Below are 14583 nucleotides of genomic sequence, written 5' to 3' on the forward strand. Positions count from 1 at the left end.
CGCCCTAGGCTGTCCGCTATGACGAACGGACTTCCTGAGATGCGGGCCTCGGACGCCGAGCGCGAGCGCGTCGCCGAGGCGCTGCGCGAGGCCGTCGCCGAAGGGCGGCTGGACATGGAGGAGTTCGAGCAGCGCCTGGAGGCCGCCTACCGGGCCCGTACCCACGCCGACCTGGAGCCCCTGGTGCGGGACCTGCCGGTGCCCGCCTCGGCCGCGGCGCCCGCGCAGGCGGCCGGCGAGGGCGGCTGGGCGGAGCGCATCGGCGGCACGGCGACCTCCACGTGGGCCGTCGGCATCATGGGCGGCTTCCAGCGCCGCGGCGGCTGGACCGTCCCGCGCCGCTTCACCGCCTTCGCCTTCTGGGGCGGCGGCGAGATCGACCTGCGCGAGGCGCGCTTCGAGGACCGCGAGGTCGTCATCCGCTGCTTCGCCATCATGGGCGGCATGCAGGTCCTCGTGGATCCGGACACGGAGGTGGAGGTCAACGGCATCGGCATCATGGGCGGCTTCGACGACAAGGCCTCCGGCGCGGGCACCCCGGGCTCGCCCCGGGTGCGGGTGACGGGCCTGGCCTTCTGGGGCGGGGTGGGCGTCGATCGCAAGGTGACCAAGGCCGAGCGCAGGCGGCTGCGCGAGGAGAAGCGCGAGGAACGCCGCCTGGAGCGGGAGCAGCGCCGCGACGGCGGGCGCAAGACGCTGAAGTGAGCGGCCCTCCGGCGAGCCCTACAGCGCCGCCGACGCCTCTCCCTTGAGGGCGTCCAGGTCCAGTGTGTCGGCCATCACCCGGTAGCCCTCGTCGCTCGGGTGCAGGTGGTCGCCGCAGTCGTACGCGGGAAGCAGCCGCTGCGGGTCGGCCGGGTCGCGTAGCGCCAGGTCGAAGTCCACGAGGTCGTCGAAGACGCGCCCGGTGCGGATCTGGCTGTTGACGGCCTGGCGCACGGGCTCCTGCTCGGGGTCGACGCCGGCGTGCCCGGCGAAGGGCGTGAGCGTGGAGCCCACCACGCGCAGGCCCCGCGCGTGCGCCCGGTCGACCAGCGCCCGTAGGCCCGCCACGATCCGGTCGGGGTCCATCTGCCGCGGGCTGCGCAGGATGTCGTTGACGCCCAGCTCCACGACGACGGCGCGGACGTCCGCCCGGGCGAGCACGTCGCGGTCGAGGCGCTGGAGACCGCTGGGGTTGTCGGTGGGGGAGGAACCCATGCCGCCGAGCAGGACGCGATTTCCGCTGATGCCCTCGTTGAGGACGCTGTAGCGCGGCGCGCCCGGCTCGGAGCGCAGCCGCGAGGCGAGGAAGTCCGTCCAGCGGTGGTTGGCGCCCATGGTGGCCGAGATGCCGTCGGTGATCGAGTCGCCGAGCGCCACGACCGCGCCCTGCGCCTCCGTGCTCCAGACGTCGACGGCGGTGACGTAGCGCCAGTACGCGGTCTTGGTGGCGTAGGGGGCGCCGCCCGCCTCCTGCGTCTGGTCGCCGTGCGCCAGGTAGGAGATCTGACGGGCGTGCGGGTGGAAGGTCACCGGGCCGGAGGGGGTGGGGGAGTACGTGCTGACGAGCAGGTCGGAGGCGTAGCCGATGCCGAGCCGGACCGGGTCGCTGGTGACGGCCTGGCCGGCCGGGATGGTCACGACGGGCCGGCCGCCGAACGTCAGCGGCCGCAGGCTGCCCGGCGCGGCGGTGGCGCTGCCGGGGGTCGCGGCGAGGCCGAGGGAGGAGTGGCTGATGGTGAGCGGCTGGGTGCCGTGGAGGTTGGAGAGCTGCACGCGGGCGCTGGTGCCCGCGATGGTGGGGTGCACCACGTTGCGGATGGTCTGCCCGGGGAAGCCCCGGTCGGTGCCCGGCTCCGCGCCGGAGGGGGAGGTGGACCAGGAGCCGACCCAGCTGCCCGCGGCGGCGGGCGCGGCGGAGCGCCGCGCCTCGTGCGGCTGCGCGGCGGGCGGGCCGTCGTTGCTGCCGACCCCGACGAATATCGCTGTTGAGACGGCTATCACCACGGCCGCCAGTGCGGCGAGCACGGCGTACGCCGCACCGCGGGGCAGGGGCGACCTCTTCATGGGCGGATGTCTCCTGGACATGGACGGCGGAGCGTACGGCTCCGGTGTGCGGAACCGGGTCGGTGCAGCTGGTCGGCGACGTTCGCCCGCGCGGTCCGAGTGCGGCCCCATGATCCCATGGGGGCGCTCTGACCGGCCCGGGGGCCGGACGTCCACGAGGTGCCGGTCCGTCGCCCGGCAGGTGCGACTTGTCAGACGCGGGGAACTCTCCGGCCGTTCCCCGAGTCGGTCAGGTAGGGACAATGCACATGAGGACAGCCGGAACGGGTGGTGCGGATGGATCGGTTCCAAGCCGAGCGGCCGGCCGCCGGCCAGGGCGGCCCGGACGCCGCCCGGGCAGATGCCGCCGAAAGGGTGATGCCCCCTGCGCCCGGCGGTTTCACCTACAGCGCCGCGGACGAGCTCAAGCGGCGCGGCGTCCGCCGGATGAAGGCCCTGGCGACGGGGCTGCTGTTGGCCGTCGCGCTGGTCTACTCGCTGGCGAGGTGGGCGCAGACGGCGGGCTGGACGGGCTGGCCCGGCTATGTGGCGGCCGCCGCCGAGGCGGGCATGGTCGGCGCACTGGCCGACTGGTTCGCCGTGACCGCCCTCTTCCGGCGCCCCATGGGCCTGCCCATTCCGCACACCGCGATCATCCCCACCAAGAAGGACCAGCTGGGGCAGAGCCTGGGCGACTTCGTGGGCGAGAACTTCCTCTCCGGTGAGGTGGTGCGCGTACGGTTGCGCGGGGTCGGCATCGGCTCCCGGCTGGGCGCCTGGCTCGCCGAGCCCGCGCACGCCGACCGGGTGACGGCCGAGCTGGCCACCGCGCTGCGCGGCGCACTGACCGTCCTGCGGGATGCGGACGTCCAGGCGGTCGTGGGCGAGGCCATCACCCGAAGGGCGGAGCAGGCCGAGATCGCGCCCGGCATCGGCACCCTGCTGGAGAAGATCGTCACCGACGGCGGCCACCGCCGGGTGGTGGACCTGGTGTGCGCACGGGCCCACGACTGGCTGGTCGCGCACAGCGAGTCGGTGATGGCGGCGGTCACCGGCGGTGCCCCCGGCTGGACGCCGCGCTTCGTGGACCGCAAGGTCGGCGAGCGCGTCTACAAGGAGCTGCTGCGCTTCGCCACCGAGATGCGCGACATGCCGGACCACCCGGCGCGCGGCGCGGTCGACCGCTTCCTGACCGACTTCTCCCGCGACCTGCGGTCCGACGAGGACACCCGGGCCCGCGTGGAGCGCCTGAAGTCCGAGGTGCTGGGCCGCGCCGAGGTCCAGGACCTGATCGCCTCGACCTGGGCCTCGGTCCGCGCGATGGTCGTGGCGGCGGCGGAGGACGAGCGCAGCGAACTGCGGCTGCGCGCCCGCGCCGCGATCCTCTCCCTGGGTGCCCGCATGAGCGCCGACGACCGGCTGCGCGCCAAGATCGACGGCTGGCTGGAGGACGCGGCGGTCTATGTGGTGACGACCTATCGGGACGAGATCACGCTGCTCATCACGGACACGGTGGCGAGCTGGGACGCGGAGCAGACCTCCCGGAAGATCGAGGCCCACATCGGTCGTGACCTGCAGTTCATCAGGATCAACGGCACGGTGGTCGGGGCGCTGGCGGGCCTGTGCATCTACACGGCGTCGCGGCTGGTGGGGGCATAGGGAGCCCGCCCGCTCCTCGCCGCCGGGCAATGTGCGCCCTCACCGCATCGTCCGCGACCGGTACAGCACCAGCAGCGCCAGCCCCGAGCCCGTCGCCACCAGGCCCGTGCCCATGGCCATCGTCGGGCTCATGGGCGGCCCGGAGCGGGCCAGTTCATGGCCGTCACCCGTGACACGGTCTCCGGTGCCCGGCCGCGTGGCCGGGCCCGGCAGGGGACCCGGCCCGCTCAGCGGCGCCGGCGCGCGCGGCGCCTTGGCGTCGTCGTCCTGCGAGAACGACGCCCGGGGCGCCCCCGCACCGCAGTCGGGAAGGCTGCCCTCGAAGGGGTAGGCGTGGAACGCCTGGCTGCCCCCGCCGCCGCCCGATTCGTGGATGAGCGAACCGGCCGTGAAGAAGCGGCCGTTCAGGCTGGGCAAGGTCACCCGGGTCGCACTGGACGCCCGGCCGATCAGAACCGCGCCGTCCAACTGCCCGGTGCCCACCAGCCGGACGTCCTTCGCATCCGGGAAGTTCCACAGCAGCTTCTCCCGCTGCACCCCGACGACCTTGCCGGGGAGCGTGTTGACCGTACGGGTGTCGCCGTCGGGCGGGTTGGTGAGGTTGACGAGCACGGTGGCCCCGGCCGGGATCCGCTCGAACGCCAAGGACTGCGGCCCGCCGCCCACCGCGGTCAGGTCGAAGCCCACGTTGAAGACCTGGAGCGCGGACGTCCCGTCCCCCGTGAAGACGGTCTTGTCCCCCTGGTTGACCGCGACACCGGTCGCCCCGCGCGGCATCCCCCTGTCGTACGCGTAGCACGAGCTCACGGAGGTGAGCTCCTCCCGCAGCCCGCGGTAGGAGGCGACCGCGTGCTTGTCGTGCGCACCGGCCGGGCTCACCGTGCCGGAGGACCCCCCGGCGTAGGCGACCGAGCCCCGGACCGTGCCCTCCTCGGCGACGAGCCGCTGCCCCGCGGCCACCCGCACCGCGCCGCCCACGCGCAGGAAGGCCGAACCGTTGTCCGGCGGGACCCGGGAGCCGGTGCCGACGACCCCCACGCTGTACACCGGCGGCACGCCCACCCCCTTGGCCATGTCGAAGTTGCCGAGCACGACGACCCGGCCCTCCGCCTCCGCCGCCGCCTGACGCACGGCGTAGTCGCCGCCGACGAAGACGTTGATGCCGTTGTCCCGGCCCAGCACCGGCCCGTTGTGCGGATCGGGGTACGCGGCCGGGCAGGTGCCCGGCACACAGGGACCGAGGCCCGCCGGAAGCGGTTCGGCGATACCGGACGCGGTGAACACCCAGGCCAGCAGCGCGCCGCCGACCCCGACCAGAGCAGCGGCCGCGCCGCGGGCCGCCGGGCGCAGGGCCACCCGGACCGCGCGGTGCCTGCCGTGCCGCCTGCCCCGGTGACTGCCCGGACGCCCTCGGCACCCGGGCTCGCGCTGCCACACCGGCTCCCGCTGTCGCTCGCTCTGGCGCATATCCGAAAATATGCATGTCACTTGGCGGCGCATGCGGCAGTACACGCACCGGTGCCCCCGGACGGCCCACCCGCCCCACGCCGGCCGGGTCCGGCGCGCGCCCCTAGGCGTCCTTGAGCTGCTGGCGCTGCCGCCCCAGCCCGTCGATCTCCAGCTCCATCACGTCCCCCGCCCGCAGATACGGCTTGGGCTCGGGACGGCTCAAGGCGACGCCCGCGGGGGTGCCGGTGTTGATGACGTCACCCGGGTAGAGCGTCATGAACCCGCTGACGTAGCGCACCACGTGGGCGACCGGGAAGATCTGCTCGGCCGTGCTGGAGTCCTGCATCAGCTCGCCGTTGACCCACAGGCGCATGCCCAGCGCATGCGGGTCGGGTATCTCGTCCGCCGTCACCAGCCACGGCCCGAACGGGTTGAACGTCTCGCAGTTCTTGCCCTTGTCCCACTGGCCGCCGCGCTCGTTCTGGAAGGCGCGCTCGGACACGTCGTTCGTCACCGCATATCCGGCGACCGCCGCCAGCGCCTCCTCGTCGGTGCGCAGATAGCGGGCCGTGCGCCCGATGACGACCGCCAGCTCGACCTCCCAGTCCGTCTTCTCCGCGCCACGCGGCACCAGCACCGTGTCGTCCGGGCCGACGACCGTGTCCGGGGCCTTCATGAAGAGCACCGGCTCCGCGGGCGTCGCCACGCCCGCCTCGGCCACGAGGTCCCGGTAGTTCACCCCGACACAGACGATCTTGCCTATGCGGGCCACCGGCGGGCCGATGCGCAGCCCCCGCCGGTCCAGGACCGGCAGCACGCGCGCGCCCACGGCGGCCCGTACGTGCGCGAGCGCCGCCTCGTCACCGAGCAGCGCCCCGTCCACGTCCGGCACCAGCGCCGACAGGTCGCGCAGCGTCCCGTCCTCGTCGAGCAGCGCCGGGCGCTCCGCGCCCGGAGGCCCGACACGCAGCAGCTTCATCGCTACAACTCCCGAAATCCGAAAGGCCGGCCCCGAAAGATCGTCCAAGAGCGGAGGCCCTCTCCACAAGGCCCGTTTCGGTCTGCGAACGCCTACTTGGCGTCAATCGCGGCTGCCGGTCGCGGCGTGCGCGCCCGTTGGAGGTACGCCCGCTCGACCGCCGTCCACGTCGTGGTCGTCACCAGGTAGAGACCGGCCGCGAGCGGCACCACGGCAGCGGTGATCAGCGTCCCGAACGACAGCAGGGGCGCCACCTTCGCCATCACCGCCGCGCCCGGCAGCGCCGCCTCCCCGGCGGCCGGTGCGGGCCGGTCCGCGGCCGCCTTGCGGTTGCGCCGGTACGTCCACGTGGCGACCGCGCCCACGAGCACGAACAGGCCCAGGTACACCAGCCCCTGCGCGCCCACCGGACCGCCGTGGCCCAGCGCGTCGGCCCACCGGCCGCCCAGCGGGGCACCCCACAGCGTGTGGTCCAGCAGGGCCCGGCCGCCCTTACCGGTGGAGAACAAGCGGTACATCACGAAGAACACCGGCAGCTGGACGAGCGTCGGCAGGAACCCGGCCAGCGGCGACGTGCCCTCCTTGGCGTAGAGCTCGGACGCCGCCCGCTGCAGCCGCTCGGGGTTCTTGCCGTGCTTGCGCTTCAACTCCGCCAGCTTGGGCGCCAGCTCCGCGCGCGCCCGCTCGCCCCGCGCCGCGGCCCTGGCCAGGGGGTGCAGCGCCAGCCGGACGCACACGGTGAGCGTGACGATCGCGGCGGCCGTGGCCGAGGCACCGCAGAGCGGATGCAGCGTGTCGGCCAGGTGGGAGAGGAGCGAACCTAGGGGTGCGAAAAAGGACATGGGTGGACCAACCCTCCACGGGTCTCGTCGTGCCGGAAAAAGGATTTCGGCGTGACGAACCGCGCGGGCCCGCTGGAGCAGTGAGTGGAGCGGAGCGCCTACGCGGCCGTCGGGAGGGCGCACCCGGGCGCTCGGGGCCGTCGGCGGCCCTGGGCATCCGGATCACGCTGGGCGAGGAACGCGGTGCGCAGCTCACGGTCGCGTATCGCGGTGCGTATTCGGGTCGGCGTGAGCGGCCCGGCCGTGCGGGCGGCCGCCACGGCGGCCATGGCGCACAGCACCAGCGCGGCCGCGACGGCGGTGGTGGTCGCGGCGAGCGCGACCACGGCGCTCACCAGGCCGCTCTGCAGGAGCAGCACTTCGGCCAGCAGGAAGAGGAGCACGCTGATGTGCGTACGAAAGACGGCGTTCACAGCGCTCCCCCCAACCCTCTGTACAAAATGACGCATCGTCATGACGAGGCCCCCATATGCATGGAGGCTCTCGCATCCCCGTTCGTTCCGATGTTAGACCGAACCACTGACAGCCGACGCCGCCGGGCCCACGTCACCGGCCATTCCCGGGTCCGACGCCAGGACGTCCTCGTCCGGCCGCGCGTCCACGGGCTGCGGCCCGAACAGGGAAACCGCCAGCGCCACCAGCAGGTTCAGCGCCAGCGCCGGAGCTCCCGCGTTCACCCCCCACACCGGGTCGTGCTCGGTGAACACCAGCGCGCACACCAGCGCACCGCCCGCCACCAGCCCGCTCAACGCTCCCCACAGCGTCAGCTTCCGCCACACCAGGCCCAGAAGAATCATGGGGACGAGCTGGGCCATGCCCTCGTACGAGATGAGCGAAAGCCGCACCAGGGTGTTGGGCACCGTATAGGTCATCACCAGGGCCAGCGCCCCGGCCGCCACCACGACGACCTGGGCGGCCACCTTCTGCCGGTCCGGGCGGTCGGCCAGGCGCGGCACGGCCCCCAGCACGCTCCGCCCCCACATCGTCCCGATGACCAGCATGAACACCGCCATCGGCACGATCGAGGACAGCGCCGCCGCGACCCCGATCAGCCCCACCGCCCAGGCGGGCAGCGAGTCCACGACCAGCTTGAACAGCGCCAGGTTCGACCCGGCGCCCGTCAGCCCCGGCACGATGAAGACGGCCGCCATGCCCAGCAGCATCGGCACGAACAGCAGCACGTTGTAGAACGGCAGCAGCATGGCGTTGCGGCGCAGGGCGTTGGCGTCGCGCGCCCCCAGATAGCCGGCGACGGTGGTCGGGAAGATGACGACCGTCAGCGAGTTGAGGAAGCTCGTCGTGACGAACCAGCTGCCGCCCAGCCCGCTGCCCCCGTGCCCCGTCAGCGTCAGCCAGGCGGGCTTCTCGGCCACCAGGCGGTCCAGGAAGGGCCCGTAGCCGTCGAAGTAGTGCACCGGCACATAGATCGCCAGGAAGCCGAGCGTGCCGATGACCAGGACGTCCTTGAGCACGGACACCCATGCACTGCCGCGCAGCCCGCTCACCGCCACGAAGGTGGTGCTCACGGCGAAGGCGATGAAGTAGGCCCAGTTCAGGCTGATGGTCCCGTAGGAGATCGTCGAGACGACGACCCCCATCCCGGTGATCTGCAGCTGGATGTACGGCAGCAGGCACACCGTCGCCAGGATCGCCACCAGCGTTCCCAGCCATGGCCGCCCGTAGCGGTGGGCGACCATGTCGGTGATGGTGACGAGGCCGTGCCGGCGCGCGTACGACCACAGGGTCGGGCCGACCACGTAGCCGATCGCGTAGCCGCAGGAGAGGTAGGCGATGACGTACAGCACGGGTGCGCCGTAGTTGTAGCCCCAGCCCGCCGCGCCCAGATAGCTGAAGCTGGTGTAGCCCTCGCCCGCCATCAGCACCCAGATGAAGACCGTGCCCAGGCTGCGGCCGCCCACCGACCACTCGGTGAGCCCGCCGCCCCGGCCGCGGCCCCGTACGGCCAGGAGCCCCAGGACCACGGTCAGCAGCATGAAGACCGCGAACACGGACGTCGCGACCGTGGCCTTCACGCCCGCCCCCGCTTGCGGTCGGAGCGCCAGGCGACGTAGACGGCGGCCGGGGTGAGCAGCGTGGCCAGCAACAGCCAGAAGAAGAGGAAGGGCAGGCCGAGCACGGTCGGGTGGACGCGGTCCACGAGGGGCAGCACGCCCAGGTAGAGCACGTAGGGGGCCAGCAGCCACAACAAGGCGGGACGTTTCTTCAGCACGGGGTCGACCCTAGGTCTTGGCCGACGGTATTTCAGTTGGGCGTACTGTGGAACGGAGGTGGTGGACTCTCCCGATCGGGCGGGGTGATGACGGCGACACTCGGGGACCGGCTGGGTGAGCTGCGCATGCGGCGGGGCCTGACCCAGGAGGCGCTGGCCGATAAGGCGCGGCTGAGCGTCGACACGGTGCGCAAGCTGGAACAGAACCAGCGGTTCACCGCGCGGATGAGCACGCTCAACCGGCTGGCCCGCGCCCTGGACATCGAGACGTCCGCGCTGCTCGGGCCGCCCGTGGTCCTGGCCTCGTCCGGTGGCGCCGAGCCGCCGAGCATTCTGGCCCTGCGGCAGGCGGTGACTCCTCTGTCGGACTTCCCTGGGCTCGTTGCCGAAGAGGATGTTCCGCCTCCGACGGTGGCCGGTCTGCAGAGCAGCCTCCGCAGCACCGAAAGGATCCGACGCCAGGGCGAGTTGACGAAGATCACGGCGGTGCTGCCGACGCTGCTGTCCGATGCCCGCGCCGCGGTGCGGCACTTCACCGGCGGCGAACGGGCGGCGTCGTACGCTGTACTCGCCGAGGCGTACCAGGTCGCGGCCACGACCCTGACCGCCTTCGGCAAAGAGGACGCCGCCTACACCGCGCTGGAGCGGTCCATGGAAGCCGCGGCGAAGTCCGACGACCCGCACTTGGAGGTCATCGGCGTCTCCACCCTCTCCTGGATCTTCTCCAAGCAGGGCCGGGTCGCCGACGCCGAGCACGTGGCCGTGCACATGGCCGAACGCATTGAGCCCGGTTTCAGGTCGGCCCCGGTGGGCCTGGCGCTCTGGGGGATCCTGCTGCTGCGCGGTGCGACGGCCGCGGTGCGGCGGGAACGCAACGACGTGGCCGAGGAGTTGCTGTCCCTGGCCTCCGCTGCCGCGGCCCGTATCGGTGCCGACCGCCTCGATTACGCGACGCCCTTCGGCCCCACGAACGCCGGGGTCGCGATGGTCAACGCCTATGTGGACATGGGCAGGCCGGACCAGGCCCTCACCCACGCCGCACGCATCCCCGGCCTGGCCTCACTCCCCCCCACCTGGCTCGCCCGTCACCACCTGGACCGCGCAACGGCCTACGCGGAGATGCACCGCGATCAGGAAGCCACACGGGCGCTGCTCACGGCGGAACGCACAGCTCCGGAATGGATGCGCTATCACGGCTCGTCCCGCCACCTCGTGGCGGAACTGAGGGGGCGCGAGGCCCGCCGGACGTCTCCCATCAAGGATCTCGCCTTCCGCCTGGAGATCGACGGCTAGGGCGTGTCCGATGGGTCGGCACAGGCCCCGCGACTCCCCCAGCTACCGCTGGGAGGTGCCCCCGGCACGGCACCTCGCCGCGTTGTCGCATGACCCGAGTACGCCCAGTACGCGGGTCATGCTCCGCCTTGCGATGCTCCCCCAGCTACCGCTGGGAGGTGCCCCCAGCGCCAGACGCCGCGGGACCCGCACTGACCCATCGGACACGCCCTAGGACACCACGTCCCACCGGCGTCGCCGACTCGCACGGCCTGCCCCTGGGCCGTCGCGGCGCCGCGACGCAAGGTGGTCACCATGCAGAACGCCGATCAGCACGGATACGACCGGACCGGCACTCAGCGGGAGGCGGAGCTCAGGGCGAGAGTGCGGGAGACGAACGAGCGTAGCCGGAAGGGGCGCGACGGCGCGGGAGCCGGCGCCACCACCTCGCACTCACCCGTCGGCTGCGCCGAATGCACCGAGCTGGAAGCCGCCCGGCGGTCGGCCGCGGCGGGAGACGACCATGCCAAGGCCGAGGACGCGACCATCGCCGTGCGCAGCCACTTCCGCAATGCGCATCTGCTGCCGAAGGAGAACCCGTGGTGACCGCCTACGCCGCCGGGCGGCTCGTCGCGCACTGCACGCATCACGCCGGGTGGGCGCACGGCCCCGGTCAGGCCCGCTGCCGGGCCTGCGGGACGATCCGGTTCACTGCGTACGGCGCGCTCAGGCCCACCGGTCTGCCGGTCGCCATCCCCTCGGGCCCGTTCACCGCGTCGCCGCCAGCACGTCGTCCTCCGCCAGGTGCACCGTACGGCCTTCGGCCGCCGAGGTCTTCGCCGCCTCCAGGACGCGCAGCGCCGCTGCAGCCTCCCGCGCGGTGACGGGCGGCCGCCCGCCCGTGCGCAGCGCGGCCTCGATGGCGGCGTAGTAGGCGGGGTAGTCGCCCGGAAGGGTCGCAACGGGTTCGCCGCCGCCGGTCAGCGGGGACTCTCCCGCGCCCAGGCGCCCCCACGCGGATTCGGGCTCCGCGCCCCACGCTGTGCCGTTGCCGGGCCGCAAGCCCTCCCGCAGGGCGGCCTCCTGGGGGTCCAGGCCGTACTTCACATAGCCCGCCGTGTCGCCCAGCACCCGGAAGCGCGGCCCGAGCTGTGCCGCGGTGGCGCTCATCCACAGGTGCGAGCGGACGCCGCCGGCGTGGGTGAGGGCGATGAACGTGTCGTCGTCCGCCTCGGCGCCCCGGCGCCGTACGTCCGACTCGGCGTAGACGGTGACGGCCGGGCCGAAGAGGGCGAGGGCCTGGTCGACCAGGTGGCTGCCCAGGTCGTAGAGGATGCCGCCGATCTCGGCGGGGTCGCCGGACTCGCGCCAGCCGCCCTTGGGGCGCGGCCGCCACCGCTCGAAGCGGGACTCGAAGCGCTGGACCTCGCCGAGCGTGCCGTCGGCGAGCAGCTTGCGCACGGTGAGGAAGTCGTTGTCCCAGCGGCGGTTCTGGAAGGCGCTCAGCAGCAGGCCGCGGGTGTCGGCGAGCGTGGCCAGGGCCTGGGCTTCCGCGGCCGTCGCGGCCAGGGGCTTGTCGATGACGACGGGCAGCCCCGCTTCGAGGGCTGCCCGGGCCAGCGGGACGTGGGTGCGGTTGGGGGAGGCGATGACGATCAGGTCGAGCTCGTCCGCACGGGCGAAGAGGGCGTCGGGGGTGTCGACGGTGCGCACGCCGGGGTGTTCGGCGGCGGCCTGCCGCTGCCGCTCGGCGTTGCCGGTGACGACCGTGTCGAGGACGAGGCCGTCGGTGGCGGCGATCAGGGGCGCGTGGAAGACGGAGCCCGCGAGGCCGTAGCCGACGAGGCCCACGCGGAGGGGCGGGCGGGGGGTGCCGAAGACATCGTCCATGCCCTCCACTTTGGCAACAGTGTTGCGGAAGCGCAAGCGGAGGGGAGAATGGGGCCTGTGAGAGACCGCGTGACGACCGACCCCGCCACCGACGAGGCGCGCACCACCGACGAGGCGCAGCCGGAGAATGCCTCTGCCGCTCCCCGCCTCCACCTTGGCGCCAACCTCGCCGCTCTGCGCGGCCACAACTCCGCCGTCGTCCTCGGCCTGCTGCGCGACGCGGGGGAGCGCGGCGCCAGCCGGACGGAGCTCGCCGCACGCACGGGGCTCACCCCGCAGGCCGTCAGCAAGATCACCGCACGGCTGCGGGCCGCCGGCCTGGCCGCCGAGGCGGGACGCCGCGCATCCACCGGCGGCAAACCGGCGGCCGTGCTGCGCCTGGTCCCCACCGCGGCCCACGCCGTCGGCCTCCACCTCGACCGTGACGCGCTGACGGTCACCCTCGTCGACCTGACCGGTGCCGCCGTCGCCACCCGTACGGCCCCGCTCGCCTTCGGCGCGGGCGAGCGGGCGGTGCTGGACGCGGTGACGGCCGAGGTGGCGGCGCTGCTGTCGCAGGCGGGTGCCGCGGGGGCGCCCGGTGCCGTCCTCGGCGTCGGCGTCGCCGCCCCCGGCCCGCTCGACCACACGGCCGGCGTCCTGCACCGCGTCACCGGCTTCCCCCAGTGGGACGGCTTCCCGCTGTGCGAGGCGCTCGGCGCCCGGCTCGGGCTGCCGGTCGTGCTCGACAAGGACACCAACGCCGCCGCGCTCGGCCTCGTGCTGCGCGGCGGGGCGTTCCGGGGCGGCTCCTTCGCCTACCTCCACCTCGGCACCGGCCTCGGCGCCGGGCTCGTCCTCGGCGGCGCCGTGCACCGGGGGGCCAGGACGGGGGCGGGCGAGTTCGGGCATCAGGTGCTCCAGCTCGACGGCCCGCCGTGCCCCTGCGGCGACCGCGGCTGCCTGGAGGTGCTGTGCCTGGGCGCGGTCGCCGACGGGGACACCGCGCGGGCCGCGCGCCTGCTCGGCATCGGCGCCGCCAACCTCGTACGGCTGCTGGACATCGATCTCGTGCTGCTCGGCGGGCGGACCGTCCTCGCCGCCCCCGAGCCGTACGCCGAGGGGGTGCGGGCCGTGCTCGCCGGTGCCGCGCCGGTGGCCGTCGCACCCGGCGGCGGGGGCACGGTGGTCGAGGGCGCGGCCGAACTGGTGCTCGCCCCGCTCTTCGGACGAGCCGGGTTCATCACCTGTCCGGACCAGCCGACCGGAACGACAATCGGCTCATCGGGCGGGATCTGACGGCCAGTCGGGCGTACGGGCCCGCGTGACGCTCGCCTCGGCCGCCGCGTGCGGGGATGTCTCCGGCGAACCGGAGTCCCCGCCCGCAAAGGTGCCGCGATGTCCCCGACCTGTTTTCCAGGGCCCGTCCGGCGGACCCTCTTCCTCGCCGCGGCCGCGTGCACCCTCGCGGCCGCCCCCGTGCCGCGCGCCCCCGCGCCCGCCTCCGCCCTCGCCCGCACCCAGCCGCCGCACTGCGGCGACGCGCACAGCGCCGACTTCCCGATCGCCTCGCGGCTGAGCGGCGGCCCGGGTGCGTACGAGCGCGGGGGCGCGCCCGCGGCGTGGCAGCTGGAGCTGCGCAACGGGACGGAGGCGGAGTGCCGCGCGGTCCACCCGGTCGCCGTCCTGGCCGACAGCGGCCGAGCGCTCCAACCCGGCCAGATCCACCTGGACTTCTACGACTCCGGCGCCTCCCGCTGGCGGCCCGTGAGCTTCGAGCGGACGGAGGAGGCGGAGAACGTCGGCGTGCTCGACGGGCGGGCGCCCGACTTCCCGGGCTTCGTGGTGCCCGCGCACGGGACGGTGGTGGTGCCGCTGCGGCTGGCGTTCGGCGGCGATGCGCCCGAGGGGGCGGTGACCGCCAACGTCACCGCGGTGCAGCGGCGGGGCGCGGACGGGGCGTGGGTGGGGGAGTCCGACGACTACGCCTTCGCGGTGGGGGGCCGGCCCGGCACGGTGCCGTCGGCCGCGCCCAGCGCCTCGCCCGCCGAAGGGGCCGGCCGGCCGGGCGCGCTGGCCGATACGGGGGATACCCAGCCACTGTTCGGGATCGGGACCGCGGCGTGCGCGCTGCTGGTGGCGGGTGCGGCGCTCGTCGCGGGGGCGCGGCGACTGAGGCGCTGAGCGGGAGCTGGCCGGGCTGGAAGATCAATTTCCAGGGCTGATTAGGCTGGACGGTGTCGGGACGGCGCACG

Annotated in this window: 15 protein-coding genes; 7 read left to right on the plus strand and 8 right to left on the minus strand. The window is 73.8% G+C overall.

From position 1 onward, the window contains the following. Window positions 1-18: 18 nt before the first annotated feature. Window positions 19-705, plus strand: a complete 687-nt coding sequence (locus tag FHS39_RS05995; protein WP_184347014.1) for a DUF1707 SHOCT-like domain-containing protein — start codon at window positions 19-21, stop codon at window positions 703-705. Window positions 706-723: 18 nt separating this feature from the next. On the opposite strand, the gene FHS39_RS06000 is transcribed toward FHS39_RS05995, so the two are convergent. Further along, a complete protein-coding gene (locus FHS39_RS06000) occupies window positions 724-2049 on the minus strand; it encodes an SGNH/GDSL hydrolase family protein (protein ID WP_184347016.1) in 1326 nt (441 codons plus the stop codon). Window positions 2050-2325: 276 nt separating this feature from the next. Between FHS39_RS06000 and FHS39_RS06005 the strand changes: the two genes are divergently transcribed. Further along, on the plus strand, window positions 2326-3687 hold the full coding sequence (locus FHS39_RS06005; protein ID WP_184347017.1) for a DUF445 domain-containing protein: 1362 nt from the start codon (window positions 2326-2328) through the stop codon (window positions 3685-3687). A 39-nt stretch (window positions 3688-3726) separates the two neighbouring features. Here the strand turns inward: FHS39_RS06005 and FHS39_RS06010 are convergent, their stop codons facing one another. The 6 genes from FHS39_RS06010 to FHS39_RS06035 all read right to left on the minus strand — a co-directional run bounded on the left by FHS39_RS06010 (window position 3727) and on the right by FHS39_RS06035 (window position 9187). Continuing rightward, window positions 3727-5154, minus strand: a complete 1428-nt coding sequence (locus FHS39_RS06010) for a choice-of-anchor A family protein (protein WP_184347019.1) — start codon at window positions 5152-5154, stop codon at window positions 3727-3729. 103 nt (window positions 5155-5257) lie between these two features. Then, window positions 5258-6115 carry a fumarylacetoacetate hydrolase family protein gene (locus FHS39_RS06015; RefSeq protein ID WP_184347021.1) on the minus strand — a complete coding sequence of 286 codons (858 nt, stop codon included), beginning with the start codon at window positions 6113-6115 and terminating at the stop codon, window positions 5258-5260. A 92-nt stretch (window positions 6116-6207) separates the two neighbouring features. After that, the gene (locus FHS39_RS06020) at window positions 6208-6957 is read right to left on the minus strand and encodes a YidC/Oxa1 family membrane protein insertase (protein WP_184347023.1); all 750 of its coding nucleotides are present in this window, start codon (window positions 6955-6957) and stop codon (window positions 6208-6210) included. A 98-nt stretch (window positions 6958-7055) separates the two neighbouring features. Continuing rightward, window positions 7056-7406 carry a DUF6412 domain-containing protein gene (locus FHS39_RS06025; RefSeq protein WP_184348669.1) on the minus strand — a complete coding sequence of 117 codons (351 nt, stop codon included), beginning with the start codon at window positions 7404-7406 and terminating at the stop codon, window positions 7056-7058. Between the two features lie 57 nt (window positions 7407-7463). Then, window positions 7464-8990 (minus strand): sodium:solute symporter family transporter, encoded by a 1527-nt coding sequence (locus tag FHS39_RS06030; RefSeq protein WP_184347025.1) that lies wholly within the window; start codon window positions 8988-8990, stop codon window positions 7464-7466. After that, window positions 8987-9187 carry a DUF3311 domain-containing protein gene (locus tag FHS39_RS06035; protein ID WP_184347027.1) on the minus strand — a complete coding sequence of 67 codons (201 nt, stop codon included), beginning with the start codon at window positions 9185-9187 and terminating at the stop codon, window positions 8987-8989. The genes FHS39_RS06030 and FHS39_RS06035 overlap by 4 nt, the downstream gene beginning before the upstream one ends. An 87-nt stretch (window positions 9188-9274) precedes the next feature. On the opposite strand from FHS39_RS06035, the gene FHS39_RS06040 reads away from it, so the two are divergent. From FHS39_RS06040 to FHS39_RS25995, 3 genes are all read left to right on the plus strand, one after another. Next, complete coding sequence (locus FHS39_RS06040) at window positions 9275-10480, plus strand: helix-turn-helix domain-containing protein (protein ID WP_184347029.1); 1206 nt, start codon at window positions 9275-9277, stop codon at window positions 10478-10480. 294 nt (window positions 10481-10774) lie between these two features. After that, window positions 10775-11065: a hypothetical protein gene (locus tag FHS39_RS06045; RefSeq protein WP_184347031.1), complete on the plus strand. Its 291-nt coding sequence runs from the start codon at window positions 10775-10777 to the stop codon at window positions 11063-11065. Continuing rightward, window positions 11062-11343: a DUF6255 family natural product biosynthesis protein gene (locus tag FHS39_RS25995; RefSeq protein WP_425507762.1), complete on the plus strand. Its 282-nt coding sequence runs from the start codon at window positions 11062-11064 to the stop codon at window positions 11341-11343. Before FHS39_RS06045 ends, FHS39_RS25995 begins: the two co-directional genes overlap by 4 nt. On the opposite strand, the gene FHS39_RS06050 is transcribed toward FHS39_RS25995, so the two are convergent. Beyond that, the gene (locus FHS39_RS06050; RefSeq protein WP_184347033.1) at window positions 11228-12349 is read right to left on the minus strand and encodes a Gfo/Idh/MocA family oxidoreductase; all 1122 of its coding nucleotides are present in this window, start codon (window positions 12347-12349) and stop codon (window positions 11228-11230) included. The two genes, FHS39_RS25995 and FHS39_RS06050, sit on opposite strands and share 116 nt — an antisense overlap. A gap of 69 nt (window positions 12350-12418) precedes the next feature. Between FHS39_RS06050 and FHS39_RS06055 the strand changes: the two genes are divergently transcribed. Beyond that, on the plus strand, window positions 12419-13627 hold the full coding sequence (locus FHS39_RS06055) for an ROK family protein (protein WP_425507740.1): 1209 nt from the start codon (window positions 12419-12421) through the stop codon (window positions 13625-13627). A 99-nt stretch (window positions 13628-13726) separates the two neighbouring features. Then, entirely contained in the window at window positions 13727-14512 is a 786-nt protein-coding gene (locus tag FHS39_RS06060) for a hypothetical protein (protein WP_184347037.1), read from the plus strand. Window positions 14513-14583 lie beyond the last annotated feature (71 nt).

It is taken from the genome of Streptomyces olivoverticillatus, assembly GCF_014203555.1.
GTDB classification, from domain to species: Bacteria; Actinomycetota; Actinomycetes; order Streptomycetales; family Streptomycetaceae; genus Streptomyces; species Streptomyces olivoverticillatus.

What these genes read in the sequence shown, in the direction of transcription:
- FHS39_RS06060 (WP_184347037.1), top strand. Translation starts at nt 13,727, where the DNA reads ATGTCCCCGACCTGTTTTCCAGGGCCCGTCCGGCGGACCCTCTTCCTC.
- FHS39_RS06000 (WP_184347016.1), bottom strand. Translation starts at nt 2,049, where the DNA reads ATGAAGAGGTCGCCCCTGCCCCGCGGTGCGGCGTACGCCGTGCTCGCC.
- FHS39_RS06050 (WP_184347033.1), bottom strand. Translation starts at nt 12,349, where the DNA reads ATGGACGATGTCTTCGGCACCCCCCGCCCGCCCCTCCGCGTGGGCCTC.
- FHS39_RS06015 (WP_184347021.1), bottom strand. Translation starts at nt 6,115, where the DNA reads ATGAAGCTGCTGCGTGTCGGGCCTCCGGGCGCGGAGCGCCCGGCGCTG.
- FHS39_RS06045 (WP_184347031.1), top strand. Translation starts at nt 10,775, where the DNA reads ATGCAGAACGCCGATCAGCACGGATACGACCGGACCGGCACTCAGCGG.
- FHS39_RS05995 (WP_184347014.1), top strand. Translation starts at nt 19, where the DNA reads ATGACGAACGGACTTCCTGAGATGCGGGCCTCGGACGCCGAGCGCGAG.
- FHS39_RS06010 (WP_184347019.1), bottom strand. Translation starts at nt 5,154, where the DNA reads ATGCGCCAGAGCGAGCGACAGCGGGAGCCGGTGTGGCAGCGCGAGCCC.
- FHS39_RS06040 (WP_184347029.1), top strand. Translation starts at nt 9,275, where the DNA reads ATGACGGCGACACTCGGGGACCGGCTGGGTGAGCTGCGCATGCGGCGG.
- FHS39_RS06020 (WP_184347023.1), bottom strand. Translation starts at nt 6,957, where the DNA reads ATGTCCTTTTTCGCACCCCTAGGTTCGCTCCTCTCCCACCTGGCCGAC.
- FHS39_RS06005 (WP_184347017.1), top strand. Translation starts at nt 2,326, where the DNA reads ATGGATCGGTTCCAAGCCGAGCGGCCGGCCGCCGGCCAGGGCGGCCCG.
- FHS39_RS06025 (WP_184348669.1), bottom strand. Translation starts at nt 7,406, where the DNA reads ATGCGTCATTTTGTACAGAGGGTTGGGGGGAGCGCTGTGAACGCCGTC.